General features: G+C 68.3%; 27 protein-coding genes, 1 tRNA gene and 1 pseudogene. 11 read left to right on the top strand and 18 right to left on the bottom strand.

The features are described 5' to 3' along the window. Positions 1-17: 17 nt before the first annotated feature. The 5 genes from ABD212_RS15695 to ABD212_RS15675 form a co-directional block, all read right to left on the bottom strand. Positions 18-902 carry an aminodeoxychorismate lyase gene (locus tag ABD212_RS15695; protein WP_344096361.1) on the bottom strand — a complete coding sequence of 295 codons (885 nt, stop codon included), beginning with the start codon at positions 900-902 and terminating at the stop codon, positions 18-20. A gap of 403 nt (positions 903-1,305) precedes the next feature. Next, positions 1,306-1,944, bottom strand: coding sequence for a DNA-directed RNA polymerase subunit beta (locus ABD212_RS15690; RefSeq protein WP_344096359.1), 639 nt, complete (start codon positions 1,942-1,944; stop codon positions 1,306-1,308). A gap of 46 nt (positions 1,945-1,990) precedes the next feature. Further along, positions 1,991-2,974: an anti-sigma factor gene (locus ABD212_RS15685; RefSeq protein ID WP_344096356.1), complete on the bottom strand. Its 984-nt coding sequence runs from the start codon at positions 2,972-2,974 to the stop codon at positions 1,991-1,993. Continuing rightward, positions 2,971-3,561: an ECF RNA polymerase sigma factor SigK gene (gene sigK / locus ABD212_RS15680; protein WP_344096352.1), complete on the bottom strand. Its 591-nt coding sequence runs from the start codon at positions 3,559-3,561 to the stop codon at positions 2,971-2,973. The genes ABD212_RS15685 and sigK overlap by 4 nt, the downstream gene beginning before the upstream one ends. Positions 3,562-3,603: 42 nt before the next feature. Next, positions 3,604-5,322 carry a cytochrome c biogenesis protein CcdA gene (locus ABD212_RS15675; RefSeq protein WP_344096350.1) on the bottom strand — a complete coding sequence of 573 codons (1,719 nt, stop codon included), beginning with the start codon at positions 5,320-5,322 and terminating at the stop codon, positions 3,604-3,606. A gap of 208 nt (positions 5,323-5,530) precedes the next feature. Between ABD212_RS15675 and ABD212_RS15670 the strand changes: the two genes are divergently transcribed. The 3 genes from ABD212_RS15670 (at position 5,531) to ABD212_RS15660 (ending at position 7,918) form a co-directional block, all read left to right on the top strand. Continuing rightward, positions 5,531-6,187 carry a fasciclin domain-containing protein gene (locus tag ABD212_RS15670; protein WP_344096348.1) on the top strand — a complete coding sequence of 219 codons (657 nt, stop codon included), beginning with the start codon at positions 5,531-5,533 and terminating at the stop codon, positions 6,185-6,187. Between the two features lie 209 nt (positions 6,188-6,396). Next, entirely contained in the window at positions 6,397-7,791 is a 1,395-nt protein-coding gene (locus ABD212_RS15665; protein WP_344096346.1) for a serine/threonine-protein kinase, read from the top strand. Positions 7,792-7,845: 54 nt separating this feature from the next. After that, positions 7,846-7,918: transfer RNA gene (locus ABD212_RS15660), tRNA-Lys, on the top strand. 276 nt (positions 7,919-8,194) lie between these two features. On the opposite strand, the gene ABD212_RS15655 is transcribed toward ABD212_RS15660, so the two are convergent. From ABD212_RS15655 to ABD212_RS15640, 4 genes are read right to left on the bottom strand one after another with little or no spacing between them, the layout of a single operon-like run. Then, positions 8,195-9,049 (bottom strand): hypothetical protein, encoded by an 855-nt coding sequence (locus tag ABD212_RS15655; RefSeq protein WP_344096344.1) that lies wholly within the window; start codon positions 9,047-9,049, stop codon positions 8,195-8,197. A gap of 40 nt (positions 9,050-9,089) precedes the next feature. Further along, positions 9,090-9,542: a GNAT family N-acetyltransferase gene (locus ABD212_RS15650; RefSeq protein WP_344096341.1), complete on the bottom strand. Its 453-nt coding sequence runs from the start codon at positions 9,540-9,542 to the stop codon at positions 9,090-9,092. Then, positions 9,539-10,135 (bottom strand): isochorismatase family protein, encoded by a 597-nt coding sequence (locus ABD212_RS15645; RefSeq protein ID WP_344096339.1) that lies wholly within the window; start codon positions 10,133-10,135, stop codon positions 9,539-9,541. Before ABD212_RS15645 ends, ABD212_RS15650 begins: the two co-directional genes overlap by 4 nt. Beyond that, entirely contained in the window at positions 10,132-12,402 is a 2,271-nt protein-coding gene (locus tag ABD212_RS15640) for an MMPL family transporter (protein WP_344096337.1), read from the bottom strand. Before ABD212_RS15640 ends, ABD212_RS15645 begins: the two co-directional genes overlap by 4 nt. Before the next feature lie 47 nt (positions 12,403-12,449). On the opposite strand from ABD212_RS15640, the gene ABD212_RS15635 reads away from it, so the two are divergent. Next, positions 12,450-13,412 (top strand): EamA family transporter, encoded by a 963-nt coding sequence (locus tag ABD212_RS15635; RefSeq protein ID WP_344096335.1) that lies wholly within the window; start codon positions 12,450-12,452, stop codon positions 13,410-13,412. A gap of 26 nt (positions 13,413-13,438) precedes the next feature. Here the strand turns inward: ABD212_RS15635 and ABD212_RS15630 are convergent, their stop codons facing one another. The 3 genes from ABD212_RS15630 to ABD212_RS15620 form a co-directional block, all read right to left on the bottom strand. Further along, positions 13,439-13,843 carry a hypothetical protein gene (locus ABD212_RS15630; protein ID WP_344096333.1) on the bottom strand — a complete coding sequence of 135 codons (405 nt, stop codon included), beginning with the start codon at positions 13,841-13,843 and terminating at the stop codon, positions 13,439-13,441. A gap of 239 nt (positions 13,844-14,082) precedes the next feature. Beyond that, positions 14,083-14,757, bottom strand: a complete 675-nt coding sequence (locus ABD212_RS15625) for a nucleoside/nucleotide kinase family protein (RefSeq protein WP_344096331.1) — start codon at positions 14,755-14,757, stop codon at positions 14,083-14,085. A gap of 108 nt (positions 14,758-14,865) precedes the next feature. Next, on the bottom strand, positions 14,866-15,297 hold the full coding sequence (locus ABD212_RS15620) for a YbhB/YbcL family Raf kinase inhibitor-like protein (RefSeq protein ID WP_344096329.1): 432 nt from the start codon (positions 15,295-15,297) through the stop codon (positions 14,866-14,868). A 207-nt stretch (positions 15,298-15,504) separates the two neighbouring features. On the opposite strand from ABD212_RS15620, the gene ABD212_RS15615 reads away from it, so the two are divergent. From ABD212_RS15615 to ABD212_RS15605, 3 genes are all read left to right on the top strand, one after another. After that, positions 15,505-15,888, top strand: coding sequence for a carboxymuconolactone decarboxylase family protein (locus tag ABD212_RS15615; RefSeq protein ID WP_344096327.1), 384 nt, complete (start codon positions 15,505-15,507; stop codon positions 15,886-15,888). Positions 15,889-16,131: 243 nt separating this feature from the next. Beyond that, on the top strand, positions 16,132-16,518 hold the full coding sequence (locus tag ABD212_RS15610; RefSeq protein WP_344096325.1) for a YciI family protein: 387 nt from the start codon (positions 16,132-16,134) through the stop codon (positions 16,516-16,518). A gap of 111 nt (positions 16,519-16,629) precedes the next feature. Further along, positions 16,630-17,874 carry an RNA polymerase sigma factor gene (locus ABD212_RS15605; RefSeq protein WP_344096323.1) on the top strand — a complete coding sequence of 415 codons (1,245 nt, stop codon included), beginning with the start codon at positions 16,630-16,632 and terminating at the stop codon, positions 17,872-17,874. 232 nt (positions 17,875-18,106) lie between these two features. Here ABD212_RS15605 and ABD212_RS15600 read toward each other — a convergent pair whose 3' ends face one another. The 4 genes from ABD212_RS15600 to ABD212_RS15585 all read right to left on the bottom strand — a co-directional run bounded on the left by ABD212_RS15600 (position 18,107) and on the right by ABD212_RS15585 (position 21,610). Beyond that, the gene (locus ABD212_RS15600) at positions 18,107-18,496 is read right to left on the bottom strand and encodes an SHOCT domain-containing protein (protein ID WP_344096321.1); all 390 of its coding nucleotides are present in this window, start codon (positions 18,494-18,496) and stop codon (positions 18,107-18,109) included. Between the two features lie 198 nt (positions 18,497-18,694). Further along, on the bottom strand, positions 18,695-19,840 hold the full coding sequence (locus ABD212_RS15595) for an RNA polymerase sigma factor (protein ID WP_344096319.1): 1,146 nt from the start codon (positions 19,838-19,840) through the stop codon (positions 18,695-18,697). A gap of 5 nt (positions 19,841-19,845) precedes the next feature. Then, positions 19,846-20,253, bottom strand: coding sequence for a YciI family protein (locus ABD212_RS15590; RefSeq protein ID WP_344096317.1), 408 nt, complete (start codon positions 20,251-20,253; stop codon positions 19,846-19,848). Between the two features lie 235 nt (positions 20,254-20,488). Next, positions 20,489-21,610 carry an epoxide hydrolase family protein gene (locus tag ABD212_RS15585; RefSeq protein ID WP_344096315.1) on the bottom strand — a complete coding sequence of 374 codons (1,122 nt, stop codon included), beginning with the start codon at positions 21,608-21,610 and terminating at the stop codon, positions 20,489-20,491. 106 nt (positions 21,611-21,716) lie between these two features. On the opposite strand from ABD212_RS15585, the gene ABD212_RS15580 reads away from it, so the two are divergent. Continuing rightward, complete coding sequence (locus tag ABD212_RS15580; RefSeq protein ID WP_344096313.1) at positions 21,717-22,682, top strand: helix-turn-helix transcriptional regulator; 966 nt, start codon at positions 21,717-21,719, stop codon at positions 22,680-22,682. An 83-nt stretch (positions 22,683-22,765) separates the two neighbouring features. Here ABD212_RS15580 and ABD212_RS15575 read toward each other — a convergent pair whose 3' ends face one another. Next, positions 22,766-23,422, bottom strand: coding sequence for a histidine phosphatase family protein (locus tag ABD212_RS15575; RefSeq protein WP_344096311.1), 657 nt, complete (start codon positions 23,420-23,422; stop codon positions 22,766-22,768). 423 nt (positions 23,423-23,845) lie between these two features. On the opposite strand from ABD212_RS15575, the gene ABD212_RS15570 reads away from it, so the two are divergent. From ABD212_RS15570 to ABD212_RS15560, 3 genes are all read left to right on the top strand, one after another. After that, entirely contained in the window at positions 23,846-24,052 is a 207-nt protein-coding gene (locus ABD212_RS15570) for a dodecin family protein (RefSeq protein WP_344096309.1), read from the top strand. 413 nt (positions 24,053-24,465) lie between these two features. Continuing rightward, positions 24,466-24,744: a DUF4190 domain-containing protein gene (locus ABD212_RS15565; protein WP_344096307.1), complete on the top strand. Its 279-nt coding sequence runs from the start codon at positions 24,466-24,468 to the stop codon at positions 24,742-24,744. 176 nt (positions 24,745-24,920) lie between these two features. Then, positions 24,921-25,421, top strand: a complete 501-nt coding sequence (locus tag ABD212_RS15560) for a hypothetical protein (RefSeq protein ID WP_344096305.1) — start codon at positions 24,921-24,923, stop codon at positions 25,419-25,421. 210 nt (positions 25,422-25,631) lie between these two features. Here the strand turns inward: ABD212_RS15560 and ABD212_RS15555 are convergent. Then, positions 25,632-25,864 (bottom strand): annotated as a pseudogene (locus ABD212_RS15555) (hypothetical protein); the annotation flags it as partial.

The following is a 25,864-nucleotide window of genomic DNA, read 5'->3' as shown; positions in this document are numbered from 1 at the left end:
TCGCGACCGGGTCGAGCTCAGTCGCGCGGACTCAGCAGGTACTGATTGAGGGATGCCGAGAACTCGGCGTCGTGCGACATCTCGTCGCCGTCGATCGCGGTGATCGGCGCCGCGAGTCGGACGCTCGACACCAGCCACGCGCCATCCGCTTGCCTCAAGCTGCTCGCGGACACCGTCTCATAGTCCGTCGCGAACCCGCGTTCGGCGAGGTGCTCGAAGAGGCTGAGCTGGGTGGTCCCGTGCAGGATGCCGGACGCCGGCGCCGGTGTGACGAACCGGTCCCCGAACCGCAGGATCACCGATGCGGTCGGAGCCTCGAGCACGACGTCGTCCGACGAGACGAAGATCGCGTCATCCGCTCCTCGTCGCTTGGCCTCGCGGATCGCCGCCATGTTCACGGCGTACGACAGCGTCTTCGCACCCAGCAGCAGCCACGGCGCGCGCGACGGCGCGCCGCTGTCGATGCCGCGATCCAGAGTGACGACGCGGATGCCGCGAGTCCGCGGCGCCGAGAAATCCGGCGCCGGAGCCGAGGTCAGCCACGCGGTCGGGGCCGGACCGTGCTCCACGCCGCGACTGAGGATCAGCTTGATGACCCCTTCGCCCGAGCCGGTGTGCGCCGTCGCGAGCGCGATCGCCTGCCGCCACTGCGCGAGGTTCGGCGCCGGCAGGTCGCACAGCTGCGCGGAGTGCGCGAGGCGGGCGAGGTGGGCCCGGGTCTCCTGCACGTGCCCCTCCACGACGCCGATCGACTCGAAGATGCCGTCGCCACGCTGCGTGCTGAGTTCGCTGACGTTGAGCGCGGGTGCCGTCGGGTCGACGACCGTGAAGCTGTCGGCGAAGTCCGTGCGGAGATCGTCGGATGCCGCGGGGTCGATCATGAGCGCGAAACGCGAAGCCATGCATCGAGCCTAAGGTGTCGGGAATCATCGGCCGTGTCGCTCGGTTACACTGGTTCAGCCGGGCCGCAGTAACCCCGGGCTCCATCTTCTGCCGCCGCGAGCGGCCTTGCGCCGAGAGGCGTTCTGCGGCCCGGCACTTCTGTGCCGAGGTGCAGAGCGCCTCTCCCGGCGAAGCCGGCACCAGCAGCGGGCGTTCTGCGGCCCGGCACTTCTGTGCCGCCGTGCAGAGCGCCTCTCCCGGCGAAGCCGGCACCAGCAGCGGGCGTTCTGCGGCCCGGCACTTCTGTGCCGCCGTGCAGAGCGCCTCTCCCGGCGAAGCCGGCACCAGCAGCGGGCGTTCTGCGGCCCGGCACTTTCATGCCGAGGCGCAGCAGGCCGCTCCCGGCCTGCCCCGCAGCACGCCTCAGCTCAGGGCCTCGCGCCGCCACAGCACCGCGCAGGCGGAGAGGTCGCTCGCGTAGTCCGCGAGGCGCAGCGCGCGTGTCGTGAGTGCCGATGCCCGCTCGGGTTCGGTGGGCTCGTAGTCGTCGGCGAGGTGACTCGCGCCGGCGGTCTGCACTCGGCAGAACGCCGCCGCACGGTCGAGCGCGACGGCGAAGTCCCCCTCGAACAGTCCTCGCAGGATCGTGTCGACGAGGGCGACGAGTTCGTCAGGGCCGGCGGGGCTCGGGGCACCCGCCACGACTTCGTCGGCCGACCTCAGTTCGGCACGACCCCGCTCGTACAGCAGCGCGGCCGTCTGCGGATCGTCGTGGATCATCAGCTGCAGCAGATACAGGCGCCAGAGCGCGCCAGGCAGCGAACGAGACGGCGACCGCGACCACAGCTCGGCGATGTCGTCGATGCCGTGCTCGTCGGTGAAGGTGACCAGCCGCTCGACGACCTCACCGCTCGGATCCGCCCGCACCCGCGCCAGCAGCGCATGGGCCGTCGAGTGGGCGACGCGCGACACCTCTGCGGGGTCTTCGGCCGAGAACCGCCGATCGAAGACCTCGGCGGGGCGCCGCACCGGCTTGTGGAACTCCCTCGATTCGTCGCTCACGATTCCAGGCTACCCGCCTCGCATCGCTGCGATCCCGGACCGCGCGTCATGCTGTCGGGATGGTCACGATCGGATCGGTTGTCGGCTGGCCGCTCGGAGATCCGCCCTGCTGCTCGACGGTCACGGCGATGACATCCCCGGGCTGCACGCTGCCGTCGAGCAGAACGGTCGCCTTCGTCGAGTCGTCGAACGTTCCCGCCGACACCGGCTTGCCGCCGCGCACGAACCACATCTCGAAGCTCTGGTTGCGATCGATCGATGGAAGCCCGTGAGATACGAGGACGACCTTGCCGACCGACTCCGACCAGTGCGCGGTCGCTGTGCCGCCGTCGCTGACCTGCGCTGTCGCCGACTGCGCATCGGGCGCGGCTTCGATCTGCTCGAGAGCGGTCACCGCCGCGGGACGGTTGATGATCTGCCCGAGTGCGACGGCGCCGAAGCCCAGCGCCACGAGCAGGATGAGGGATGCCGCGAGCCCGAGCATCCCCCGCGTCCAGTTGCGCCGCGAGATCGCCTGAATCGTCGCTGTATCCGGCGCGGGCTCCCCCGCGGCCGGCGACGCGCGGGCCGGCTCCACGGTGGATTCGTCAGGCTCGACGGCCGGTGTGTCGGCAGGCTCCACGGCCGGAGCCTCGGCGGGCTCCATGAGCGGAGCGCCGGCGAGCTCAGCCCCCGGCAGGTCGGCGGCCGCAATCTCGGCAGGCTCGGCGCTCAGAGGCGCATCGAGGCGGGGTGCGGCGTACGCTCCGACGACCTTCGTGGCCGACGGCCGGGTGTCCGCGGATTCTGCATCCGCCTCGCCCCGCGGGGCCGAGGCGATCCGCGCGAGCAGTGCGTCGCGAATGCCGGCGGGTGGCGCGACGGGTGTGATGCTCTCCGCGAGGAGCGCGGCGGTCTCGGCATCCGTCACCACCAGCCGCTCCCATTCGGGATGCTGCGCCCGCGCGTTCTGGAAGGCCACGAGGTCCGCGGGTGACAGCGCATCGAGCGCATACCCCGCCGCGAGCTCGGCGAACTCGTCCTCGTTCATGCTGTCACCCCCATCTGCGCTCTCAGGCGGGACAGTCCGTCCCGCATCCTCGTCTTGATCGTGCCGAGCGGGGCGCCGACGAGGGCTGCGATCTCGCTCTGAGAGTAACCCCCGTAGTAGGCGAGGGTCAGGGCTTCGCGCTGGGCCTCCGGAAGCGTCGCCAGCGCCCCGGCGACGCGCTCGCCCGCGATCTTCAGTTCCACCTGTTCGGCCACTCCGTCATGCGCGACGTCGAGGTCGCGCAGCCCCACGCGGATGTCGCGATCCGCGCTCGCCTGCGCCGATCGCACGCGGTCGACGGCCCGACGATGCGCGATCGTGAGGATCCACGACCTGCCCTGCCCCCTGTTCGGAGCGAAACGGCCCGCGGATTGCCAGACCTCGAGGAACACCTCCTGCAGAACCTCCTCGCTCTGCGACCGGTCGACGAGCACGCGCAGGATGAGGCCGAACACGCGCGGCGCCAGCATGTCGTAGAGCCGTGCGAACGCCTGCTGGTCGCCCTGTGCGGCCAGCAGCAGCAGCACACCGACCTGATCGACCGGCTCGAGAGCGCCTTCCGGCACGTCTGCTCCGTCGATGACCATGACTTCAGCATGCCCTACCCCCGCTCCCCAGGTCATCAAGCCTCACCCGAAGGTGAAGGAGTAGACCTCGACCCCGGGCGAGACCGAGACGTCGAGCACCCCGGACGATCCGTCGGCGCCCTCGACGACCGAGTAGGCGCGTGGCACCCCGTCGACCGAGATCTTCTTCGCCGCGCCGTCGTCGAGTCGCACCGTCACCGTGCCGCTGCCGGCGAGCACCATGCGCACTTCAGCGGCGTGGAAATCGAGCCGGATGCCGCCGCCCGCCGCAGTCGCAGGCGCGGCGTACTGCGTCTCGACGCGCCACTTCCCGGCGAGCGCGAACGAGTCGGCGGGCTGGTCCGCGGGAACGGAGAAGTCGCCTTCTCCGGCGCGATAGGCATCCGGCCCCGCGAAGTTCACGTCCTTCGAAGATCCGAGGAAGGTCTCATGCGTGCGCGACCCCGACGCGGGGGTCGCGTCCTGCACCTCGGTCTCGGCGGGCAGCGCGACGGCGGGATCCGCGTCGGCCAGCAGCTCGCGGATCAGCTTCTCGGTCGCGGCATAGTTCCCCTCGCCGAACGCGATGTGACGCACCGTCCCCTCCGCGTCGATCAGGTAGTGCGCCGGCCAGTAGCGATTGCGGTAGTTCGTCCAGGTCGAGAGGCTGTTGTCTAGCGCCACCGGGTAAGTGATGCCGAAGGCCTTGGCGCCGGCTGCGACGTTCGCGGCATCCTTCTCGAACGCGTACTCCGGTGAGTGGATGCCGACCACCTCGAGTCCGGCGGCGCGGTAGGCGGCATCCCACGCCACCACGTGAGGGATGCTGCGCTGGCAGTTGATGCACGAGTACGCCCAGAAGTCGATGAGCACGACGTGGCCGCGGAGCCGGGCGAGGTCGACGGCCCGCCCTCCGGGCGTGTTGAGCCACTGCTGGATGCCGCGGATGCTCGGCGCCGTACCGCACGACTGAAGGTCCGTCGCATCGTTCGTGCACTGGTCGAGATCCTTGTTCTCAGCGTTGACGAGACCGCCGAGATCCAGGGCGCGCTGCGCGTCCGAGTTGTCTGTGAGATTGCGCTGCAGCTCGGCGGTGTAGTCGGGCACGAGTCGCTGCAGCATCTGCGGCACGTTGAACACCAGGCCCGCAGCGAGGACGAGCATCGCGACGCCCGCAGCGATCCGCAGACCGCGTTCGTGGGTGCGGAACGCCTTGATGCGCTCGATGAGCCCCCGCCCGGCGAGTGCGAAGAACAGCAGCGGGATGGCGACGCCGACCGCGAACGACAGCGTCAGCAGCACGGTGTCAAGGCCGATGCGCCCTGTCGATCCCGCGACGATGATCGCCGCGAGCACCGGGCCCGCGCACGGCACGAAGACTGCGCCGAGCGCCAGCCCGACACCGTATCCGCTTCCTTTGTTCGTCACCTCGCTGCGCCGCGCGAGCTTCTGGAACGGCTTCTCGAGCAGCTGCTCGAATCGCGGCACCAGCAGGCCGATGCCGATGGCGACGAGCACGGCGATGCCGACCCAGCGGATGATGTCCTGCGGCAGGTGGAGCAGGCCGAGCACGAGCGACCCGATGAGCGTCACCAGGGTGAAGCTCGTGATGAGCCCGGCGATCACGAGGTACGGCCGCCAGCGCGACGCCGGCAGCGGATCGCCGTCGAAGCGGGCGGACTGCGCCCCACCGGTGAGGAAGATGACCGGCAGCACCGGCAGGATGCACGGCGAGATCCCGGTGATGAGACCGCCGAGCAGTCCGATGATGATCAGCGACATGCTTCCCCCAGTGTTCGGCGGTTGTTCGCTCCTGCGTCCGCATCGGATTGCGCGGCCGCCTGTGAGAACACCGGATGTCGGCAGCTGCGCGGATGCGCGCATCCCCTCCAATCCGATCCGCGGACAAGCGCGAAGAACATCGGTAAGCCGTCGACCGGCGGTGGACGAAGACCACGCGAGTCCTCCGGGCTTGCACCTGGAGGAAGTCATGCTCAGCAAGAAGATGCACATCACCGCAGGGCTCTCGCTCGCGGTCGCCGCAGCGTTCGCACTCTCGGCCTGTTCGATGAGCGGCGGGAGCGCTTCTCCTTCCGGCGAGCCGATGCCGACGGCAACGACTGCAGACACCGCGATGACCGCGGATCCGGCGGCGAACCTCGTCGGACCCGGCTGCGCCGGCTACGCAGCGGCGGTTCCCGATGGAGCGGGTTCGATCGAGGGCATGTCGCAGGATCCGGTGGCGGTCGCGGCATCCAACAACCCGATGCTCACGACTCTGACGGCTGCCGTCAGCGGACAGCTCAACCCCGATGTGAACCTCGTCGACACTCTCAACGGCAGCGAGTTCACCGTCTTCGCCCCGGTCGATGACGCGTTCGCGAAGATCGATGCCGCGACGATCGACTCTCTCAAGACCGACAGTGCGACCCTGTCGTCGATCCTCACGTACCACGTGGTTCCCGGACAGATCGAACCCGCCGGTCTTCCCGGCATGCACACCACCGTGCAAGGCGCCGACCTCGAGGTGACCGGCAGCGGGGACGACCTGAAGGTCAACGGCGCAGCGGTGATCTGCGGCGGCGTGCAGACCGCGAACGCGACCGTGTACCTCATCGACACGGTGCTGATGCCCCCGGCTCAGTGATGGGTCGGCCCGATCGCCTGGGGAGAGGTCGGGCCATGGGGCGGAGCGGCCGCCGATGCCTTGCAAGCGGCGTCGGGGGCCGTTTCGTTTGCCACGAAAGGCCCCGCCGCGTCAAGGGCTCCGTGTCTTCTGAGGCGCGCGGCTATCCTCAGGCCATGCGCACCCGACGCGCATCGTCTCGCCCTGATCGGCGAGTGGCAGGGAGGATCATGTCTCAGCTTGGCGAGGTCGGTGAGATCTCGACCGGCGAGCTTCTCGATGGTCGCTATCGACTCGAGCAGCGCATCGGCGAGGGCGGCGCGGCGCGGGTCTATCGCGCCGAGGACACGCTGCTCGGTCGCACCGTCGCCATCAAAGTCCTGCGCGCTCAGCTCGACGGACTCGCCACCCCGGAACGCGCGCAGTCCGAGACGGCGCTGCTCGCATCCCTCAACCATCACGGCCTCGTGACCCTGTTCGACGCACGTGTCTCCCACGACGAAGGCAGCTACCTCGTCATGGAGTACGTGGAGGGGATCACCCTGCGGGACCGGATCGCTCGTGGTCCGATCGACCCCGCCGCCGCGGCATCCCTCGCCGTCGACATCGCCGAAGGCTTGCACGTCGCCCACCTGGCGGGAATCGTGCACCGCGACATCAAGCCCTCGAACATTCTGCTCTGGGAGTCTCCGGTGCCCGGGCAGGGATGGCGAGCGAAGATCGCCGACTTCGGCATCGCATACCTTCTGGATTCGGCCCGCGTCACGACACCGGGGCTCATGGTCGGCACCGTCGCTTATATCGCCCCCGAGCAGGCGCGCGGATCGGCGCCGGCGCCGCCCGCGGACATCTACTCGCTCGGCATCGTGCTCATCGAAGCTCTGACGGGAGTGCGGCCCTTCGCCGACGCGCAGGGGATCGGGGCGGTCGTCGCACGACTGCAGGGCCCTCCGCCCATCTCCGATTCGCTCGATGAACGATGGCGGCAGCTCCTCTGCGGGATGACGGCGATGCAACCGGATGATCGTCCGACTGCCATCGAGGTCGCCATGGCCGCTTCGCAGCTGGCCGCAGTCGATGACGCCCGTGCTCCGCAGCCTGCCAGCCTCCCCGAGGTCACGGCCGTTCAGCCACGCCACGACGGCACGGAGAGGACCGCGGTCCTGCCGCCCCTTCCGGCGGTTGCAACGGCTGATGTTCTGGTCGGCACCACCGGCGACGAGGCTGTCGCGCCGTCTCGAGTCGGCGACGGTCCGCCTGACCCTCGACGGCGGCGGCGTGCGTGGCTCGCGGCGATCGTGTTGGGAGCGCTGCTCGTCGCCGCCGTCGTGGGTGCGGGGATCTGGTCGGCTTCGACATCCGCTGGGACGACTCCTCAGCCGGTGCCGTCCCAGTCCCTGCCGGAACAGGTGGTCGAGCCATCCGTCGCGCCGACGCCCGGCGTGGCTCCGACGCCCAGCGTCGCACCCGCCGGCGGGAGCACCACCCCCGCAGGCGACGGCGTCGCGCCCTCCAACGCGGGGAACAACCCGAACAGCGGACCCGGAGACAACAACGGGGGCGGCAACGGCAACGGCAACGGCAAGGATAAAGACAAGGGCAAGGGCAAGAGCGGCAAAGGCTGACGGCAGCTCGACGGGGTCGGCTGTCACGCGAGCGCCAAGTAGGCTGGATGCCGAGGGCCTCTAGCTCAGTCGGTAGAGCATCGGACTTTTAATCCGCGGGTCGTGGGTTCGAGCCCCACGGGGCCCACAAAGCGAGTGGGACGCCCCAGAGGGGCGTCCCACTCGCTTTATCGGCCGCGTGTCGTCTCGAGCACTCCCCTATAAGCAGAGCTTCGAGCCCCACGGGGCCCAGCCCGAACCCTGCGACGACCTGCGGCGGCCACACTCGGTTTGTCGGCCGCGTGTCGTCTCGAGCCCTCACCTATAGGCAGAGCTTCGAGCACCACGGGCCCAGCCCGAACCACTGCGACGACCTGCGGCGGCCACACTCGCTTGTCGGCCGCGTGCCGTCCCGCGAGCTGCTCTACCCGCTCTCAACCGCGATCATCGGGTCGCCGAGTTCGACCAGGAACTCCTCGGCGATCGCGCGGACGTCCGCCCAGGACAGCCGGTCGCTCGCCACGAGCACGAGCGTGGCATCCTCTTCGCCTTCCGCAGGCTCGACATCCGCCGTGCGTACCAGGACCGTCGCCGACCGCAGCCGGGCGAGAAAGCCGACGACGTCACGTGTGGCTCCCGTGATCGGCGCCCGTGCCGTGATCGGTCGGTCGCCCACGATGGCGACCGTCGTCTCTTCGGCCTTCGATGGATCCACGGACGCGAGGCGAGCTCGACGCTCCCCGCCGGCGCGCACACCCAGCTGCCAAACGGCGTCGATGCCGGGGATCGCTGCGACGATAACGGCGAGCACCACAGGCACGCCGGTGAGGGAGGCGATCACCCCCAATGCCACTCCCACCAGGACGATGTACGGACCCGCCCGGTCGCGCAGCTCCTCGTCCTCGATGGGCCTGCGGATCTTGCCCCAGAACGACCCCTGGCCGGCGTCGAAGAAGCTCAATCCGTTCGGCTGCTTCAGGAAGAGCTGCTCGATCGCGTCGACGCTGAGCAGGTCGCGATTCTCGTGCGCGACCAGCGCCACGTAGGCGGCGTCGGCGGCGAGCCGGACGATCCCGAGCGCCGCGTTCACGCCGTCGATCGATCCGCTGGGAACCGTGATCTGAAAGTCGACCGCCTCGATGTCGAGCGTCGGCGCCTCGAGCGCATCGGCGAGCGCGTCGTAGCTGTCGGAGTCGTCGAGCATCGCCTCGGCGATGGTCAGGACGTCGCGGTAATACGCCTCCAGCGCCGGCGGCATCGCGACGGTGTCAATCGCCATGGTCGGAGCCTAGAGGCGCCCCACGATTCCCCACAACGACTCAGTCGCCGTCGAGTGGGATCCCATAGTGGATGAAGCCGGTCCGCTCCGCGACCCGGTCGTAGAGTGCGCGGGCGGTGGCGTTCTTCTCGGCGGTCAGCCAGTACACCTCCGCGCATCCGCGCTCGCGCGCCCATGTCGTGACCGTCTCGATGAGAGCACGCCCGGCACCGGATCCGCGAACGTCCGGCGCGACGAACAGGTCTTCGAGATAGCAATAGGGCTGCGCCGCCCAGGTGCTCGGATGCGTCAGCCAGTTCACGAAGCCGATGGCTCGGCCTTCGGCATCCCGTGCGAGCGCCCCCCAGGCGGGAAAGCCCGGATCCGTCAGCCGGTCGAAGGTGAGCATGGTCTGCTCGGCGGTGAGCTCGTGCTCGTAGAACTCGAGATAGCCGTGCCAGAGAGGCAGCCAGTCCTCGAAGTCACGGGCGGCGAGGGGAAGGATCCGGGTCACTCGTCGACGGTCTCTCGGGCTCCGGACTCGGTGAGCTCCGCGCCCGCGTGGGCGAGCTCTGCGAGCGCGGCCTCGCTGGACTCCTCTGCGACACCGGCGACCAGATCGGTGAACAGCCGGACGTGCCGCCCGTGATCGATGGCGTCGAGTGCCGTGGTGCGCACACAGTAGTCGGTGGTCAGTCCCGTGACGTCGGCTTCGATCACTCCGTGCTCTTCGAGCAGCTGGGCGACCGTCATCCCGTCGTCGGTCGTTCCTTCGAACGCCGAGTAGGCCGGCTTCCCCTGGCCCTTCTTGACGTGATGGGTCACCGCGCTGGTATCGAGGCCGGGATCGTATTCGGCGCCTTCGGTGCCCGCCACGCAGTGCGGCGGCCAGGAGTGGACGTAGTCGGGTTCTGAGCTGAAATGACCGCCGTTGTCGTTGTCGCCGTCGTGCCAGTCCCTCGAGGCGATGATGATCGCGTAGTCGCCGGCGTGACCTTCGAGGTAGCGCGTGATGCGCTCTGCGACGGCGTCGCCGCCGTCGACTGCGAGCGCCCCGCCCTCGGTGAAATCGTTCTGGACGTCGACGATGAACAGTGCCTTGCTCATGATTCGAGCGTACGCCGGTACTCTGCGCGGGTCATGTCCCGGGCAGGGGCTTCGACCGGCTCGGAGGTGGGGGTGCGCAGCTCAGCGGCATCCCTTCGCCACAGTCGCGAGGGCCACCAGATCGGCGGGCCGATGTCGTAAGTCAGCGCGGGCACCAGCAGCGATCTCACCACGAACGTGTCGAGCAGCACGCCGAAGGCGACGATGAACGCGATCTGCGCCAGGAACAGGATCGGGATGACGCCGAGCGCTGCGAACGTGGCCGCCAGCACGAGGCCCGCCGACGTGATCACTCCGCCGGTTGCGACGAGTCCACGGAGGATGCCGCGCCGCGTGCCGTGCCCGAGAGTCTCCTCGCGCACCCGCGACATCAGGAAGATGTTGTAGTCGACCCCGAGTGCCACCAGGAACACGAAACCGTACAACGGCACGGCGGGATCGGCGCCCGGGAACCCGAAGACGCTGTCGAACACGATGGCGCTCACGCCGAGCGCGGTCGCGAACGACAGGATGACGGTGAGGATCAACAGCACCGGCGCGAGGATCGACCGCAGCAGCAGCATGAGGATCACGAGGATGACGGCGAGCACCACCGGGATGATCACCGAGCGATCGCGGATCGACGTGTCGTTGGAGTCGATGTCCGTCGCCGTCTCGCCGCCGACGAGGGCGGTGCCGGCGCCCAGGGCGTCATCCAGGTCGGCGCGGAGCTGCCGCACGGTGTGCTCCGCGGCAGCCGAGTCCGCGGCATCCGTCAGCGTTCCGATCAGGAGGACGTCGCCCCCGGAGACGGTCGGCGACGGGGCGGGCGTGCCCGGAGGGCCGACCGCCGTGTAGACGGGGACCCCGTTCTGCAGGTCCACCGTCGCCTGCCCCGTCGGTGAGTCGCCGGATGCCGCAGCCACCGACTCGATGCCGTCGCTCGCCGTCATGACCCCGATGGCGTCGGCCACGTCCGACTCGGGGACGATCACATAGACCGGGCTCCCCGATCCCGGGGGGAAGTGCTCGGCGAGCACGTCCTGGCCGTCGCGCGCCTCGGATGCGCCGAGCACGAGATCGCTCGACGGCACACCGTCGGCCTTGAGCTGCAGCATCCCGGCCGCGCCCACCAGCAGCACGACGGTGCAGACGATCCACACCGTGCGCGCATTCCGAGCGATGAAGCGCGCCTGCCGCGGCCACACCCCCGCCACGGGTGCGCCCGGGTCGTCGGGGATCGTCGCGAGCGGCGCCTTCGGGATGAACGGCCAGAAGGCGGCCCTGCCCACCAGCGCGAGCAGCGCGGGCAGGAACGTGAGCGCCGACAGCACCGAGAACGCGATGCCGATCGAGGCGATGGGTCCGAGCGCGCGGTTGGTCGCGAGGTCCGAGAGCAGGAGGCACAGGAGTCCTGCGATGACCGTGCCGCCCGAGGCGATGATGGGCTCGAACGCGCCGCGCCACGCCTGAGTCGTCGCCTCCCAGCGCCCGGCTCCTCGCGCGATCGCCTCTCGGAAGCGAGCCACGTAGAGCAGGGCGTAGTCGGTGGCCGCCCCGATCACGAGGATGAAGAGGATCCCCTGTACCTGGCCGTTCAGGACGACGATGCCCGCGTATGCCAGCCACCACACGGTCAGCAGCGCACCGCACAACGCGAACATGGACGTCATCAGCACCAGAACCGGCAGCAGCGGGGACCGATACACGATCACGAGGATGATGAACACGGCGAGCATCGCGACAGCGAGCAGCAGGCCGTCGATCCCGAGGAAGCCCTGGACCAGGTCCGCCGTGAAACCGGCTGGCCCGGTCACCCAGCCGTCGAGACTCGACGGCAGCCCGTCGACGAGCGTCCGGATGTCCTCGACGATCGTGCTCACCTCGCCGGATGAACCGATCGGCACGAAGATCTGCGCGGCCTCGCCGTCTTCGGACACGATCGGGGGCGAGACGCCATCCAGCACACCGTCGACGCCTGCGATGTCGTGGGACAGCCCCTGGATGTCGGCGAGCTCGCCTTCGGTGAGCGCTCCATCTCCGGTCACGACGACGACAGCCGGGATGCTCTCGTCGCCGAAGAAGTCGGGCAGCCGTTTCGTCACCTGCGTGGCGTCGGCGCTCGCCGGCAGATACGACGACCGGTCGTTCGTCGAGACCTCGTCCACCTTGCCGAAGTACGGGCCTCCGATGGAGCCGATGGCGAGCCACACGAGGACCAGGAGGACGGGAATCCCGATCCTCAGCCATCGGGTCGGCTGGCGGTGGGAGTGGTGAGCGCTCTTCACATCGCTAGCTTATCTAGCGATCTAGGTTGACACCTAAGCTGAAACGGATGATCTCGGCATCCCTCGCCCTGCTGGGCGCACTCGTGTACGGCTCGGCGGACTTCCTCGGGGGTCTCGCGGCGAAACGCCTGCGCTCGATCGTCGTAACGGCGGTGTCTGCGGCTTCGGGCCTCGTCGCGCTGTGCCTGGCGCTTCCCTTCCTCGGCGGCACCTGGAGCGCACCGGATGTCGTCTGGGGGATCCTCGCCGGTGCGTTCGGCGTGATCGCGATCGCCCTGCTGTACGCGTGCCTCGCAATCGGACCGATGAGCATCCTCTCGCCGCTCACGGCCGTGGTCTCGGCCATCGCCCCGATGCTGTGGGGGCTGCTGCTCAATGGCGAGACGCTCGCGCCGGTCGGCTACGTCGGGCTGGGCGTGGCCTTGGTCGCGGTCATCCTCGTCGGGTTCATCCCCGGTGAGAAGGTCGTCCGCCCCAGCATCCGGGGTGTGGCGATGGCCGTCGGAGCGGGCGTCGCGATCGGCGCGTTCCTCATCGTGATGGACCAGACGACCGACGAGAGCGGGGTCGTCCCACTGGTCATGAGTCGTTCGACGAGCGTCGTCGTCACTCTGGTCGTCGTCGCCGTCCTCATGATCGCCGCGGTGCGGCGCGGTCGACGCGCAGCATCCGTGCTCGACGCCGCCGGGTCGGGCCTCGGAGTCACGCCCACGGGTCACGCAGATCTCGAGCACACCGCCCTGCCTGATGACGCCGCCTGGACGCAGTCGACGCGGCTGAACGCGCTGTGGCTCGCGATCACCTGCGGGGTGGTGGATGCCGGGGCCAACGCGGTCATGCTGGTGGCGCTGCGCAGCGGCGACCTCTCGATCGTGTCCGCGCTCACCGCGCTCTATCCGGCGGGAACGATCCTGCTCGCCGCGGTGGTGCTGCGGGAGCGGGTCGCCGCTGTGCAGTGGATCGGCCTGACTCTCGCGCTCATCGCCGGCGGCATGCTGGCTCTCGCGTGACGGGGGCGGTGCGCAGGAAGGCGACGTCAGCCGCGGACGAACAGCAGCACCCACGATATGACGAGCGTGACGACTCCGAGGCCGATCAGACCGAGACCGAGCAGACCCACGGCCCGGACCGACGGCGACCCGCGCGTCAGACGCATCCGATTGCGGTGACCGCGACGCGAGAAGATGTCCGCCATCCCCTTGCCCGCCAGCGCCTGATCCTGCTCGTGCGTGAGATGCGCTTCGTTGACCTCGCCGTCCTCGTCGAACCACCGCACCAGACGGCCGCCCTCGACGACCTCGATCACAGCGCGGGCGGGCATCCACGTCCCGTCCGCGAGTCTCAGGACGAGGGCGAGAAGGACCAGGAGCACGCCGAGCCCGAATCCGACCCACGAGAAGATCTCGAGGACCGCGTCGAGCGCTCCGTCCATGTCGATCATCACCTCGGGCTCGGACGATGGAGGCCCGCCGGAAGCGGGCCTCGTACCGTGGAGCCACCTGAGGGAATCGAACCCTTGTCCTTGGTGGCCCTCCAAGAAATGCGGTTCTCGGAAACCTCGACCTGATCAGGGATTTATTGCCTGATGAGTCTCTTCTGCCGAACCCAAGCCTATCGGATCTCTCGTGGTGCGTCGGAACCTGACAACCCATCTCGGCGGGAAAACCGGCGAATGTGCGGTCAGGTGTCGGGGGTGGGCGGCTGAGCGATCATGCGGTCGGCGCGCGCTCGATCATCGGCGATCAGGGCGGCGTTGAGCTCGTCCGACTCCGCAACGAACCGGCGAGCGTCGGCCGGTTCGCGACCGAATCGAACATGGCGCTCGACAAGGCGACTGCGACGCTCTTCGCCGGAGCAGTCGATCCACCATGCCTCATCCAGAACCGGCCGGACCAGCCGCCACCCCTCGGACTGGCGCAGCAGGTAGTTGCCTTCCGTGACGATGAAGCGGTCATCCGGCGTGATGGGGATGGCGCCTGCCACAGCCTCGTCGACGGACCGGTCGAACGTCGGTGCGTAGATCGTGGTCCCGTCCTCAGCGCGGATGCGGCTCAGCAGAGCCGCGTAGCCCGCGGCGTCGAACGTCTCAGGCGCGCCCTTGCGCGAATGCGTCCCGAGGCGTTCGAGCTCTGCGTTCGCGAGGTGGAATCCGTCCATCGGGACGATCCGGATCGCGATCGACGAGTGTTCGGCGAGCCACCGGGCCATCGTCGACTTTCCGGCTCCCGGCGGCCCCGCAAGTCCCAGGATGACCCGGCGACCGCTCGCGGCCAGTTCGGAGATCCGCGCCAGGGCATCCGTCGGCGACAGTTCGGCGACGTACGCCGCATCCCCCGGTCGCAGCTCGCCGGTCACGCGCGGTCGAACGACTCTGTCACCGTCCGCACGCCCTTCCACCTCATCATCGGCTTGTCGGCCGGACCCATACGATCGTCGGCGCGATCGAGGATGCCGGAAACCCGGTTACGCCTTCGGTTTCGTAAAGCTGCCGGTGAGGGTCGCCGTTGCCAGCACGTGGCCTGTCATCATCTGCACGAACGCAGCCAACGGCGTGTTGAGGGGCGCCTCAGGTGCGGATCTGTCAAGCGCGAACAGCGTGAACTCATATAGGTGCGTGCCGGATGGTGGAAACGGTCCCGCATACGTTTTCAACTCGCGCCCGACCGCGATCCCGCTCGTCGTTACGAACTCGCCGTCCATCGGCGGGATGCCGTCCATCAGCCAATGGACGTATCCCCGTGCGACGGGGTGCGTGTCGACCATGGAGAGTGCGAGCGATCCGGCCGCGGCGGGAACCCCGCTGCACGAGAGCCGGGGCTTCAGATTCTCGAACTTCTTACCGTGTCGCGCTGCGATGACTCCATGGTCATCGAAGTCGGAGGATGTCAGGCGCATCGCGGTGCTCCTTGTGCGACTCAATCAACAATTGCCGATGGACCGGCGCCTCGATCACTATTCCGCGCGACAGCCCGGAGCCGCAAGATACTAGTGCACGCCCGCAAGTTCGCGGCATGGTGGATCGGACACTGATCGACCTCACTGAGCTGGCGGCTTTCGATGCCTCATCCCTGAGGCGACAGCGGAGCTATCAAGGGGGTCAACATGCAGGAAAGCCAGCGGTTCGCGAGGGGCCTTGAAATTCGTCGCGAGGTGTTGGGAAACGAATACGTCGACAGCAATCTGGCTGGGTCAGACGAATTCATGATGACGTTCCAACACATCGTGACGGAACTAGCGTGGGGCCTCGCCTGGGATGGCGCAGCCCTTGATAAGAAGACGAAGTCGATACTGAGCATCGGGATTCTGGCTGCCCTTGGCCGTTTTGAAGAGGTCGAGATTTACACGAAGGGGGCGCTTGCCACCGGCGTGACCGTCGATGAGCTCAAGGACCTGTTGACCCATGTGGCGGTCTATTGCGGCACACCCGCCGGTCGTCAGGCTTTCACCGCTGCACATCGAGCTCTGCAGTCTGCGGGGGTTGCATAGAGGCGCAAGGCAGCCCGCTCAGTTTTCAGCTCACGGCAGCCTCCGGATGAGGCGAGTTCCCCCTGCTGCCGCACCTCGAGGAGTCCTCTCACCCTCCGCCGAGTCGGCGCGGCCATCATGAATGTCTCGGGGATAGTGTCTTATCCGAGCGTCGCCGTTCGTGGATTAGGTGTGCGACCCCGTCCGGGTCGCCGTGACCGAGGAGCCACGACATGGCCCTCGTCCCGACAAGAGGAGACGACAGTGCCGAAATATCTGATCGCATTCAACGATGAGTGGGTGCCTGCGCACACCCCCGACGAACTGCGCAGCAAGAGCGAGGCCTCGCAAGCCCTGCTCGAGGACATGAAGGCGGCGGGTGTCTTCCTCTTCGCGGAAGGCGGGATCGATGCCTCGACCGCGGTGTGCAGCGTCGTGAGCAAGGACGGGAAGCCGGTCTTCACCGATGGGCCGTTCGTCGAGACCAAGGAGCATCTCGGCGGGTTCACCGTCGTGGACGTGGCGGACGATGAGGCCGCTCGGTACTGGGCGGGACGACTGGCCGTCTCATTGGACTGGCCCCAGGAGGTGCACCGGTTCCCCTCAGGTCTCGCGGAGATCATCGAACGGCAGTCGCCCGATAGCGAGTGACGTGGCTCGATACGTGGTGTTCCTGTTGGGGCCGGGGAAGGGCGTCGAGTTCGGTACGGTCGTGGTGCGTCCCGTCCAGCCGGCGGCATCCACCCACGCTCTGCGGTAGCCGTGACCGGACCCACCGCCGAGCAGGCGATCGCTCGCGCCCACCACGAGGAGTGGGCACGGCTGGTGGCCGGTCTCGCCCGGCGCTTCGGCGATCTCGACCTCGCCGAGGACGCAGCAGCCGAGGCATACGTCGCCGCGGTGGAGCGGTGGCCGCGCGACGGCGTACCACCCAACCCCGGCGCCTGGCTCACCACGACCGCGACGCGCAAGGCGATCGACCGGCTGCGTCGTGAATCCCATCGTGACGGCAAACACCAGGCGGCCCAGATGCTGTCCGACGACACTCCTGTCGAGCCGACCGGACCGGTCGAAGACGAGCGGCTCCGGCTGGTCTTCATCTGCTGCCATCCGGCCCTCGCCATCGAGGCTCGGGTCGCGCTGACATTGCGGCTGCTCGGCGGCCTCACCGTCGCAGAGATCGCGCATGCCTTCCTGGTGCCGGAGACCACGATGGCGCGGCGGATCACCCGCGCGAAGGCGAAGATCAAGGCAGCGCACGTTCCCTACCGGATGCCGTCGGCGACCGACATCCCGGAACGGCTCGCCGGTGTGCTCGCTGTGATCTACCTCATCTTCAACGAGGGCTATCTGGCCACCGCCGGGGACGACCCGCTGCGCGCGGACCTGACCGACGAGGCGATCCGCCTGGGCCGCCTCCTGCGCACGCTCCTGCCCGATGAGGGCGAGGTGACCGGCCTCCTCGCCCTGATGCTCCTCTCCGACGCACGACGCACTGCGCGCGTCTCCCACGCCGGTGAACTGGTGACGCTGGACGAGCAGGACCGCGGCGCGTGGGACCAGACCCTGATCAGCGAGGGTCACGCCCTGGTCCGCGAACGGATCGCCGCGGTCGCCGCCGGCGGGGAGCCACCAGGGCGATATCAGCTCCTGGCCGCGATCAACGCGGTGCACACCGATGCCCCTTCCGCACGCGACATCGACTGGTCCCAGATCGTCGCTCTCTACGACCGCCTGATCGGGGTCGATCCCTCCCCGATCGTGCGACTCAACCGCGCGATCGCGGTTGCCGAACTGGACGGCCCCGACATGTCGCTCGCCGAGATCGAGCGACTCCACGAGACGCTCGATGGTTACCACGCTTACCACGCGGCGCGGGCCGACCTCCTGCGGCGGGTCGGGCGAAGCGACGAATCGCGGACGGCGTACGACAGAGCCATCCAACTCGCCGGCAACCCCGCGGAGCGGGCGTATCTCGCTCGCCGTCGCGACCAACTCGCGTGGTGAGCACAGGCATACCGATCGTTGGCCCGATGAGCGGCCCCGCCACTTCCGCCCCTGGTCCCGTTCGGGCCCCTCGACCTCGTCCCGGCGGAACCCCCGCATCGCAGCGACTCAGGGGCACCGGTGGGGATGAGGTGCTAGACGCGAGCACGTCCCGGGTGTCACCTGTGACAGCCGGGCGTGCCGGCATGAGGGTGCGTGACCGGCGTGCTCTGCTCCAACTGCGAAACGAGCGTTACGCGAGCGCCTTCGACTTCAGAGCATCGAACTCGGCCTGGGTGATGGCACCCGAGTCCAACAGCGACTTGGCCGAGGCGATCTGATCGGTCGCTGACGCCGGAGAGGACTGGGCGACGGACTGGATGTAGTCAGCCTGTGCCGCTTGCATCGCCCTCGCCTGTTCCAGCTGGCGCTTCTGCATTCCGCCCCCGCGGGCGAGCAGATAGACCAGGATCCCCAGCCACGGAACGAGGATGACGAAGATGACCCAGATCGTCTTCGCACCCCCTCCCAGGTCGCTGCTTCGGAAGATGTCGCCGAACACCCAGAACAGGCACATGAACCAGGCGAAGAACAGGAAGAACTCGAACAGTGCGAGCAGGAACGATCCATTGTCGTTGAACATCGTGGTTCCCTTCGGTTTGAGTTTGCCAGACGTGGTTGCGACAAGTGATGGAAGGGTCAAGGCCTGGTTCCAGCAGTCGTTGCAACGCAGGGTGATTCTCGGAGGCTAGCAGGGTGCCGAATCTGCTGGCACAGTCGCCAGTGGTGGCCCGGAGCCGAGTGTTCCCGGTGGCGCGACCAGTGGGACAGGTTCTCGGGCTCACCTGAGGTCCTGACTCGCGCGGAGGCGCTCGGCCTGGCGCAGCAGGTAGTGCTGTTCGAGGGTGCTGGTCGCGCGGCGTGCGGCCTCCGCATACTCGACTGCGGCCGCATCCACCTCCCCCACCCGTTCATGCAGGTATGCGAGTGCGGCGTAGTAGCGGGGCACGTCTTCGTTCACGGAGTGGAGGGCGGCGAGCCCTGCTCGCGGCCCGTCGGCCTCCGCGATCGCGACCGCGCGACCGAGTCGGATGATGGGCGAGTCCCCGAGGGCGAGAAGCTCGTCGTACCATTCCACGATCTGCACCCAGTCGGTCTCAGCGGCAGTCGGCGGGTCCGCGTGCAGCGCCGCGATCGCGGCCTGCGCCTGATACTGCCCCAGTCGGTCCCGCGCCAGCGTCACCTGCAGGATTTCGACTCCTTCAGTGATCGCATCCACGTCCCACAGGGTGCGGTCCTGCTCGGCGAGCGGCACGAGTCGTCCGTCGATCACGCGGGCGGGCCGCCGAGCGTGGCTCAGCAGCATGAGGGCGAGGAGCCCGCGAGCCTCCGGCTCGTCGGTGAGCGCGGCGAGCTGCCGCGTCACGCGGATCGCCTCCGCGGCAAGGTCGATCTCGCCCGAGTAGCCCTCATTGAACACCACGTAGAGCACGCGCAGGACACGCGACAGGTCCCCCGGCTGATCCAGCGGAATGCCGACAAGCCGCTGCTTGGCACGACTGATGCGCTGCGCCATCGTCGCCTCCGGCACGAGGAAGGCATCCGCGATCTGGCGCGTCGTCAGACCAGCGACCGCACGCAGCGTGAGTGCGATCGCCGACGCCGATGTGAGGACCGGATGCGTGCACAGGAAGTAGAGCGCGAGCGTGTCGTCACGCTGCGGCACAGGACCAGATTCGGGCTCTGCTGCGTGTCGCTCCTGGCGGGCGGTTCGCGCCGCGTCGCTGCGCACCTGGTCGAGGAACACGCGCCACGCGACGGTGACGAGCCACGCACGAATGTCACGCACGAGCTCGAGGTCCGATCGCTCGAGCGCGCGCACCAGGGCGGCTTGAACGGCATCCTCGGCCGACGCGAAGTCTGCGCCGCGCCGGACGAGGATGCCGACCACCTCCGGGATCGCACGGCGCAGGGCCGTGGCATCCACCTGCGTCAACCCAGGTCGGCCGGCGGCGTGCTCATCACCTCACGCAACTCCAGCCACTCCCCGAGGGGCGTGCCGCCAGCCCACGGCGCAGCCGACAGCTCCGAGGCGATCTCCAACGCGCGTCCGTACGAGTCGACCTCGACCAGCATCCAGCCGGCGATGAGGTCCTTCGTCTCTGCAAAGGGACCGTCGACGACGGGCGGGCGCCCCTCGCCATCGAAGCGGACCCACGCGCCGTCCATCGAGAGCCCCTCTGATGAAACCATCTCCCCCGACGCGATGAGCCGCTTCTCCATGTCCACCATGTACTGGACGTGCGCGGTCCACTCAACGGGCGTGAGCTGATCCATCGCGACAGAATTCACCGCGGGACGTCCGCCGCGGTAGTGCTTGAGCATCAGATACTTGGCCATCTCAGCCTCCGGTTCCGTGCGGCCCATTCTGACCGCTTCAGATAGGGGACGGAACCGGACGGGCGATCTCGACATCGGCCCGCAAGGTTTTCGGGCATGTTGCGGTCGCCCGCTCGAGAACCGCTCGGTCTGAGACGTCCAAAATCACGACGAACTCGCGGGTCGAACCGACGGACAGAACCCACGCCTGCCGACGTCGACATCAACCCCGGATCCGAAGAACAACGCCCCACGGTCAGGACAGCGACCCGAAGAAGGCACGCAGGTCGTCGGCCAAGACCTCCGGCAATTCCATCGCGGGGAAGTGCAGGCCGCGCTCGTGCTCGGCCCACCACCCGTCTTCGGGGAACGGCACGATCCGCCGCACGGTCGGGTCGGCACCGAACACCGACATCCCTTGCGGAACGCTCGACGGTGCTCCCCACTCCTGCGAATGCGCCTGGTCGTAGAGCGTGTGGGCCGCTGACGCGCCCGCCTCGCCGAACCACGCGACCGAGACCATCGTCAGCAGCTGCTCCGTCTCGGGCGGGATGTCGGTCCAGTCCTGCAGCTTCTCGGCGATCCACGCGAGGAGGAAGGTCGGCGAGTCGGTGAGCCCATAGCCGATCGTCTGCGGTCGCGTGTTCTGGATCGCGAGGTACCCCGAGCCACTGGTGCGGAACTCCTTCATGCGGTCGACGATGAGCTTGTCCACCGGGTCGTCGGGGTCGAGGTTGTCGGCGAGACCGGGAAGGAACGTGGCCGTGTTCGCTGCGGTCCTCGGGTCCGTGACGACGTGGCATCCGGCGACGTGGTCGGCATCGAAGCCCGCCACCATCCCTGACACGCCGGCTCCGACATCCCCGCCGTGCACGCCGTAACGGTCGTAGCCGAGCCGGCGCATGAGCTCGATCCAGCAACGGGCAGTTCGTCCCATCGCCCAACCCGATCCGCTCAGCGGCGTCGAGAATCCGTATCCAGGCAGCGACGGCGCGACGACGTGGAAAGCACGACCCGACTCCGGCTCGGTGAGCAGTTCGATGAGCCGTGTGAACTCGATGTTCGAGCTCGGGTACCCGTGGGTGACGAGCAGCGCCGTGGCATCCGGATGCGACGATCGCGCGTGGAAGAAGTGAATGCGCTGCCCGTCGATCTCCGTCGTGAACTGCGGTATGGCGTTGAGCCGGTCTTCGTGGGCTCGCCAGTCGTAGGAGCCGGTCCACTGGTCGGCGAGAGCGCGGAGCTCGGATGACCGGATGCCGCGTTCTCGGCCGGGTGCGGGAGATTCGTTCGCCCAGCGCGTCCGCTCGATGCGGGAGCGCAGGTCGTCGAGTTCGGAGTCCTCGATCGCAATTCTGAAGGGCTGGATGTCGTTCATGGTCGCTCCTGGCGCTGCCGGCCGGCGCCCGCTGCGTCGACCTCTTCCGTCACGGTAACGCGGCATGCGGAACGGTTCTTTCCGCAATTCGTGAGATCCTGGACTGGTGCTCGAGACCTCGGCGAGGCTCCTCCGCCTCCTGGCGCTTCTCCAAGTGCGTCGCGACTGGACGGGCGGCGAACTCGCGTCCCGTCTCGACGTGACGACGCGCACCATCCGCAACGACGTCGATCGGCTCCGGCGCCTGGGCTACCCCGTGGAAGCGGCACCTGGCGTCACTGGGGGCTATCGCCTCGGCGAATCCGTCACGATGCCCCCGATGCTGCTCGACGACGATGAGGCGGTGGCGGTCGCCATCGCGCTGCGGTCGGCGGCGTCGGCATCCGCGCAAGGGCTCGGCGAGGCATCCGTGCGCGCACTCCTCAAGATCCAGCGAATCCTCCCCTCACGGCTGCGCGAGCGTCTCGAGTCGTTCCGCGTGGCGGCCATCGCCCTGCCGGGACGGGATTCGGATGTCGATCCCGACATGCTCGTGACGATCGCCGCCGCCGTGCGCAACACCGAGAGAATCCGCTTCGACTACGAGGCCCACGGCGGATCGATCACCCACCGCGATGTCGAGCCGTACCGGCTGGTCGCCGGCGAGAGTCGCTGGTACCTCTTCGCATGGGACGTTGAGCGCGATGCGTGGCGCACGTTCCGCGTCGACCGCATGAGCCTGCGCGTCCCGGTCGGACCCCGATTCGCGGCCAAGCCCCTGCCGCCGGACGAGGTCATCGCCGGACACGTCTCCGCCGGCATCAGGCGGGCGACCTGGCGCTTCCGGGCGCGGGTGATCGTGCACGCCCCTGCCGACCACGTACGCACGCGCATTCCGGTGCCGCTTACGATCACCCGGCATGGTCCTGAGCGCTGCGAGATCGTCGTCGGGTCCGACGATCCGCGGATGCTCGCACTTCACCTCGGGATGCTGGATGCCGAGTTCGAGGTGATCGATGCGCCCGAACTCGTGGCAGCGCTGCACGATCTCGCGGCCCGCTTCAAGCGGGCGGCAGGCGCCAACTCGCCGTGAAATCCCGGAGCTCAGAACTCGTACATGCCGCTCACGGTCATCGGCGCGGTCGGGGGCCTGGTGGGCCATCTCTGATGGAGTTCTCAGGACTCCGAGGGCACCAAGGGCAGCTCGAGTCCATAGTTCCAAGACAGGATGGCCGGCTGCTCGCGATAGAAGCTCAGCACCGAGACCGATCCGGCATCCAGGGTGATCTGCGCCCCGAATCGAGGGGCCATTCGCAGGTACACGGCGGTCAGGATGCGCAGGAAGTGGCCGTGCGCGACCAGGGCGACATCTCCCCCGGCCATCGCAGGGAGCACCCGTGTGAGCACGCGGGACGCGCGCCCGGCGACCTCCTCCACCGTCTCACCAGGCGTCAGCCCACCAATCACGCCGTGGGTGAATGCGCTCCAGTTGTAGCCGAGCTCGCTGCGGATGTCGCGCGTCGTGCGCCCCTCATACCCGCCGTAGTCCCATTCGACGAGGAGAGGGTCGACGTCGGCATGAAGGCCCGCGAGTTCGGCAGTCCGGCGCGCACGCTCCAGAGGCGAGGTGAGGACGAGCGTGAAATCGTAGCCGGCGACCAACCTGCCGGCGCCGCGGGCAAGATCCTCCCCTCGGGCCGTGAGCGGAACGTCCGTGAGTCCAGTGTGCCGGCCACTCTTCGACCACTCCGTCTCCCCATGACGCACGAGAATCAGCTTCCCCGACGGGTTGTCGGGAACAGGGTGGGCGGGCAGTGGATAGTTTGTGGACACACCGCAACCGTAGCGTCCATGCCAAGCCCGTGAGGTCCGCCCGCAGCAAGGCACCGTTCGCCGAGGGGCCGTTCCTCAGCCCCGAACGCCGTGGCCCGGGCGTAAGTTGGTCGACTCGCCTCTCAGCTGGGAAGGTGTCGGGCCCCGCCGGAGCGTCTGGGGAACACTCGAGCGAGGCCCGTTTCGGAGGAACACTCCGACAATCGGCAGGGCCTGGGGAACCCTGCGGGACCGCGTCCCCCCGGAAGCGGTCCGTTTAAGAGTACGGAAGCCGCGCCTTGCTGTCTGTCCCCACTTCGGAGGACAACACGCTCGGGCTTCCGTTCCCATTCCTTCTGTACGCCCAGGTCGAATGAGCAGCCCTTCCCTGCCAGCGCGAGCGCAGTCACTATGGATGGAACGGCATCGAGAAGAGGGGTAAGAATGAGCGTCTACCGAGTGATCGACGTCATTGGAACGAGCGCATCGTCCTGGGAGGACGCGGCCCGAGAAGCCATCGGCACCGCTGCGGGATCGCTGCACGACCTCCGGGTCGCTGAGGTCACGAAGCAGGACGTCGTGGTCAGCGACGACGGGACGCTGGTGTTCCGGGCCCGGATCCAGCTCTCCTTCAAGTACGCGCCGGAGTAGGCGGATCTTGGGTGGGCAGCGATGGGAGGAACCCTCGCGGGCGTCGTCGCCCTGAGCGTGGCGAAGGCCTGCGGAGTGGGGGCTCTCCTCGAGCTCGTCGACAACGTCGCGGTGAGCATGTGACGCGGTGAACGAGTGCGGGCGTGAGGGCGGTCGGGTTTCCGCGGGCTCGACGCGTGGCATGCACGGTGCGCTCTCTCTGGATCCTCCTCACTTGTGAAGCCGCGGTCAGGTCGAGCTGGCTCGCGTGGCACCGAAGCCACCACTTCGCCGAACGCGCGGGACTCGTCAACCCCGCACGCGACGGTCGCGGTCGGCATCCGCGGCGGGATGCCGCCTGGATGCGGACGGGTGTTCGTCCTGGTCTGGAGGGCCTAGTGGATGCTGTGGGAGGCGCGCGATAGGGTGCGGGCATGACGAACCCTCCCGCGCCTGTTCCTCAGCCCGGCTCTCCCGCAGCGCCACGGACGAACACGTTCGCGATCGTCGCGATCGTCACGGTGTGGTTCGGAGCGATCCTCGGTCTCGTCTTCGGCTATATCGCGCTATCGCAGATCAAACGCTCCGGCGAGGGCGGCCACGGACTCGCGCTCGCCGCGGTGATCATCGGCTGGGTGGCGATCGCGTGCGGCATCATCTTCAGCATCGTGTTCTTCTCCCTGTTCGCGACGAGCGTCTCCAACGGCTACTGAGACGCATCGTCACGCCATCCACGACGCGGTCGATCCCGCACCATGTGGTGAGACGGGCCGGCCATCCCCGCAACCCCCGATGTCGACGCGGCGGAGCCGTTTCTCCGGTGGGTGCGAGCGCGGTACGGGCCGGATAAGCCGTCTGGCCGTGACCTGTGGGGATGCAGGATCACACTGTGGGTATGAACCCTGGCATCGGCATCCGATTGACTGCGATCACCGCCGCGGCGATCTCGCTGACGGCGTGCACCGCAGCGGAGCAGCCTACACCGCAAACCTCCTCTTCCGAGTTCGGGCTCTTGGGCGCGGACGGATGCTCACCGCCGTCTCCGATTGTCGGAAGCGAGGTCCAAGCAACCACGTCGCCGGGCATCACGGCATACGGGCTGCTCTTCACGGCATCCCCCACGTCTCTTCCCGGCGACGGCACGACCATCAAGATGGTGGTCCGCATGACGGGCGTCGGCTTCATCGCGGGTCACCTCGTCTCACCTGACGGGCGGGAGCGCCCGCTGGACTGGGGGCCGGAGCTGCACGGGGACAGCACGTACCGCCGTCCCGGAGCCGAGTGGGGAATCGGCTTCTCGTTCGATGAGGTCGGGTGCTGGCAGCTGCGTCTCGACGGGGGCCACTCCGACAACGCAACCTTCTGGTTCGAAATCGGCGACCATCGATGACACCGGCCTCCGGTGTGAGCGCGGATCGGTCTGAGGCAGGTCACGCGACGACGACTCCCCCCACCCACGAGCCGCCCCCTGATCGCGGCGCTACCAGATTCACCCCCGCCCACTAGCCTCAGCGGCGACGTGCCGACGTTCCGAAGAATGCGCTGAGCCCGACTCGACGAATCAGGACCGGGCCGGATCCGCCGTTGATCGGACGCCGGTTTAGGCCGTTCTGGGGGGTTTGGGTGGGTTCTTGTGGACTTTGCCGTCGGTCGGGGCGGGGAGGGGTGTTCCGTCGAGGGTGATGAGGTCGGGCAGCGGGGTATGCAGTGGTCCGGGCCAGGGTTGCGGGGCGACGGGTGTCGGGGCGGGTGTCGGCGGTGCGGGCTGGATCACGGTCGATCCCGGCACCGGCGGCACCGGCCGGGTCAGTGACGGGTCGACGAGGTGGGCGA

The organism is Microbacterium deminutum (assembly GCF_039530205.1).
Taxonomy (GTDB): Bacteria; Actinomycetota; Actinomycetes; order Actinomycetales; family Microbacteriaceae; genus Microbacterium; species Microbacterium deminutum.
Note: the sequence above shows the minus strand (reverse complement) of the source record. Positions and strands in the feature narration are given on the sequence as shown.

Excerpts from the sequence above, each read along its gene's own strand:
- ABD212_RS15645 (WP_344096339.1), bottom strand. The coding sequence starts at position 10,135 with ATGAGCAAGGCACTGTTCATCGTCGACGTCCAGAACGATTTCACCGAG.
- ABD212_RS15670 (WP_344096348.1), top strand. The coding sequence starts at position 5,531 with ATGCTCAGCAAGAAGATGCACATCACCGCAGGGCTCTCGCTCGCGGTC.
- ABD212_RS15590 (WP_344096317.1), bottom strand. The coding sequence starts at position 20,253 with ATGGCCAAGTATCTGATGCTCAAGCACTACCGCGGCGGACGTCCCGCG.
- ABD212_RS15585 (WP_344096315.1), bottom strand. The coding sequence starts at position 21,610 with ATGAACGACATCCAGCCCTTCAGAATTGCGATCGAGGACTCCGAACTC.
- ABD212_RS15615 (WP_344096327.1), top strand. The coding sequence starts at position 15,505 with ATGCAGGAAAGCCAGCGGTTCGCGAGGGGCCTTGAAATTCGTCGCGAG.
- ABD212_RS15570 (WP_344096309.1), top strand. The coding sequence starts at position 23,846 with ATGAGCGTCTACCGAGTGATCGACGTCATTGGAACGAGCGCATCGTCC.
- ABD212_RS15630 (WP_344096333.1), bottom strand. The coding sequence starts at position 13,843 with ATGATCGACATGGACGGAGCGCTCGACGCGGTCCTCGAGATCTTCTCG.
- ABD212_RS15685 (WP_344096356.1), bottom strand. The coding sequence starts at position 2,974 with ATGAACGAGGACGAGTTCGCCGAGCTCGCGGCGGGGTATGCGCTCGAT.
- ABD212_RS15620 (WP_344096329.1), bottom strand. The coding sequence starts at position 15,297 with ATGCGCCTGACATCCTCCGACTTCGATGACCATGGAGTCATCGCAGCG.
- ABD212_RS15655 (WP_344096344.1), bottom strand. The coding sequence starts at position 9,049 with ATGGCGATTGACACCGTCGCGATGCCGCCGGCGCTGGAGGCGTATTAC.
- ABD212_RS15600 (WP_344096321.1), bottom strand. The coding sequence starts at position 18,496 with ATGTTCAACGACAATGGATCGTTCCTGCTCGCACTGTTCGAGTTCTTC.
- ABD212_RS15665 (WP_344096346.1), top strand. The coding sequence starts at position 6,397 with ATGTCTCAGCTTGGCGAGGTCGGTGAGATCTCGACCGGCGAGCTTCTC.
- ABD212_RS15675 (WP_344096350.1), bottom strand. The coding sequence starts at position 5,322 with ATGTCGCTGATCATCATCGGACTGCTCGGCGGTCTCATCACCGGGATC.
- ABD212_RS15695 (WP_344096361.1), bottom strand. The coding sequence starts at position 902 with ATGGCTTCGCGTTTCGCGCTCATGATCGACCCCGCGGCATCCGACGAT.
- ABD212_RS15635 (WP_344096335.1), top strand. The coding sequence starts at position 12,450 with ATGATCTCGGCATCCCTCGCCCTGCTGGGCGCACTCGTGTACGGCTCG.
- sigK (WP_344096352.1), bottom strand. The coding sequence starts at position 3,561 with ATGGTCATCGACGGAGCAGACGTGCCGGAAGGCGCTCTCGAGCCGGTC.
- ABD212_RS15565 (WP_344096307.1), top strand. The coding sequence starts at position 24,466 with ATGACGAACCCTCCCGCGCCTGTTCCTCAGCCCGGCTCTCCCGCAGCG.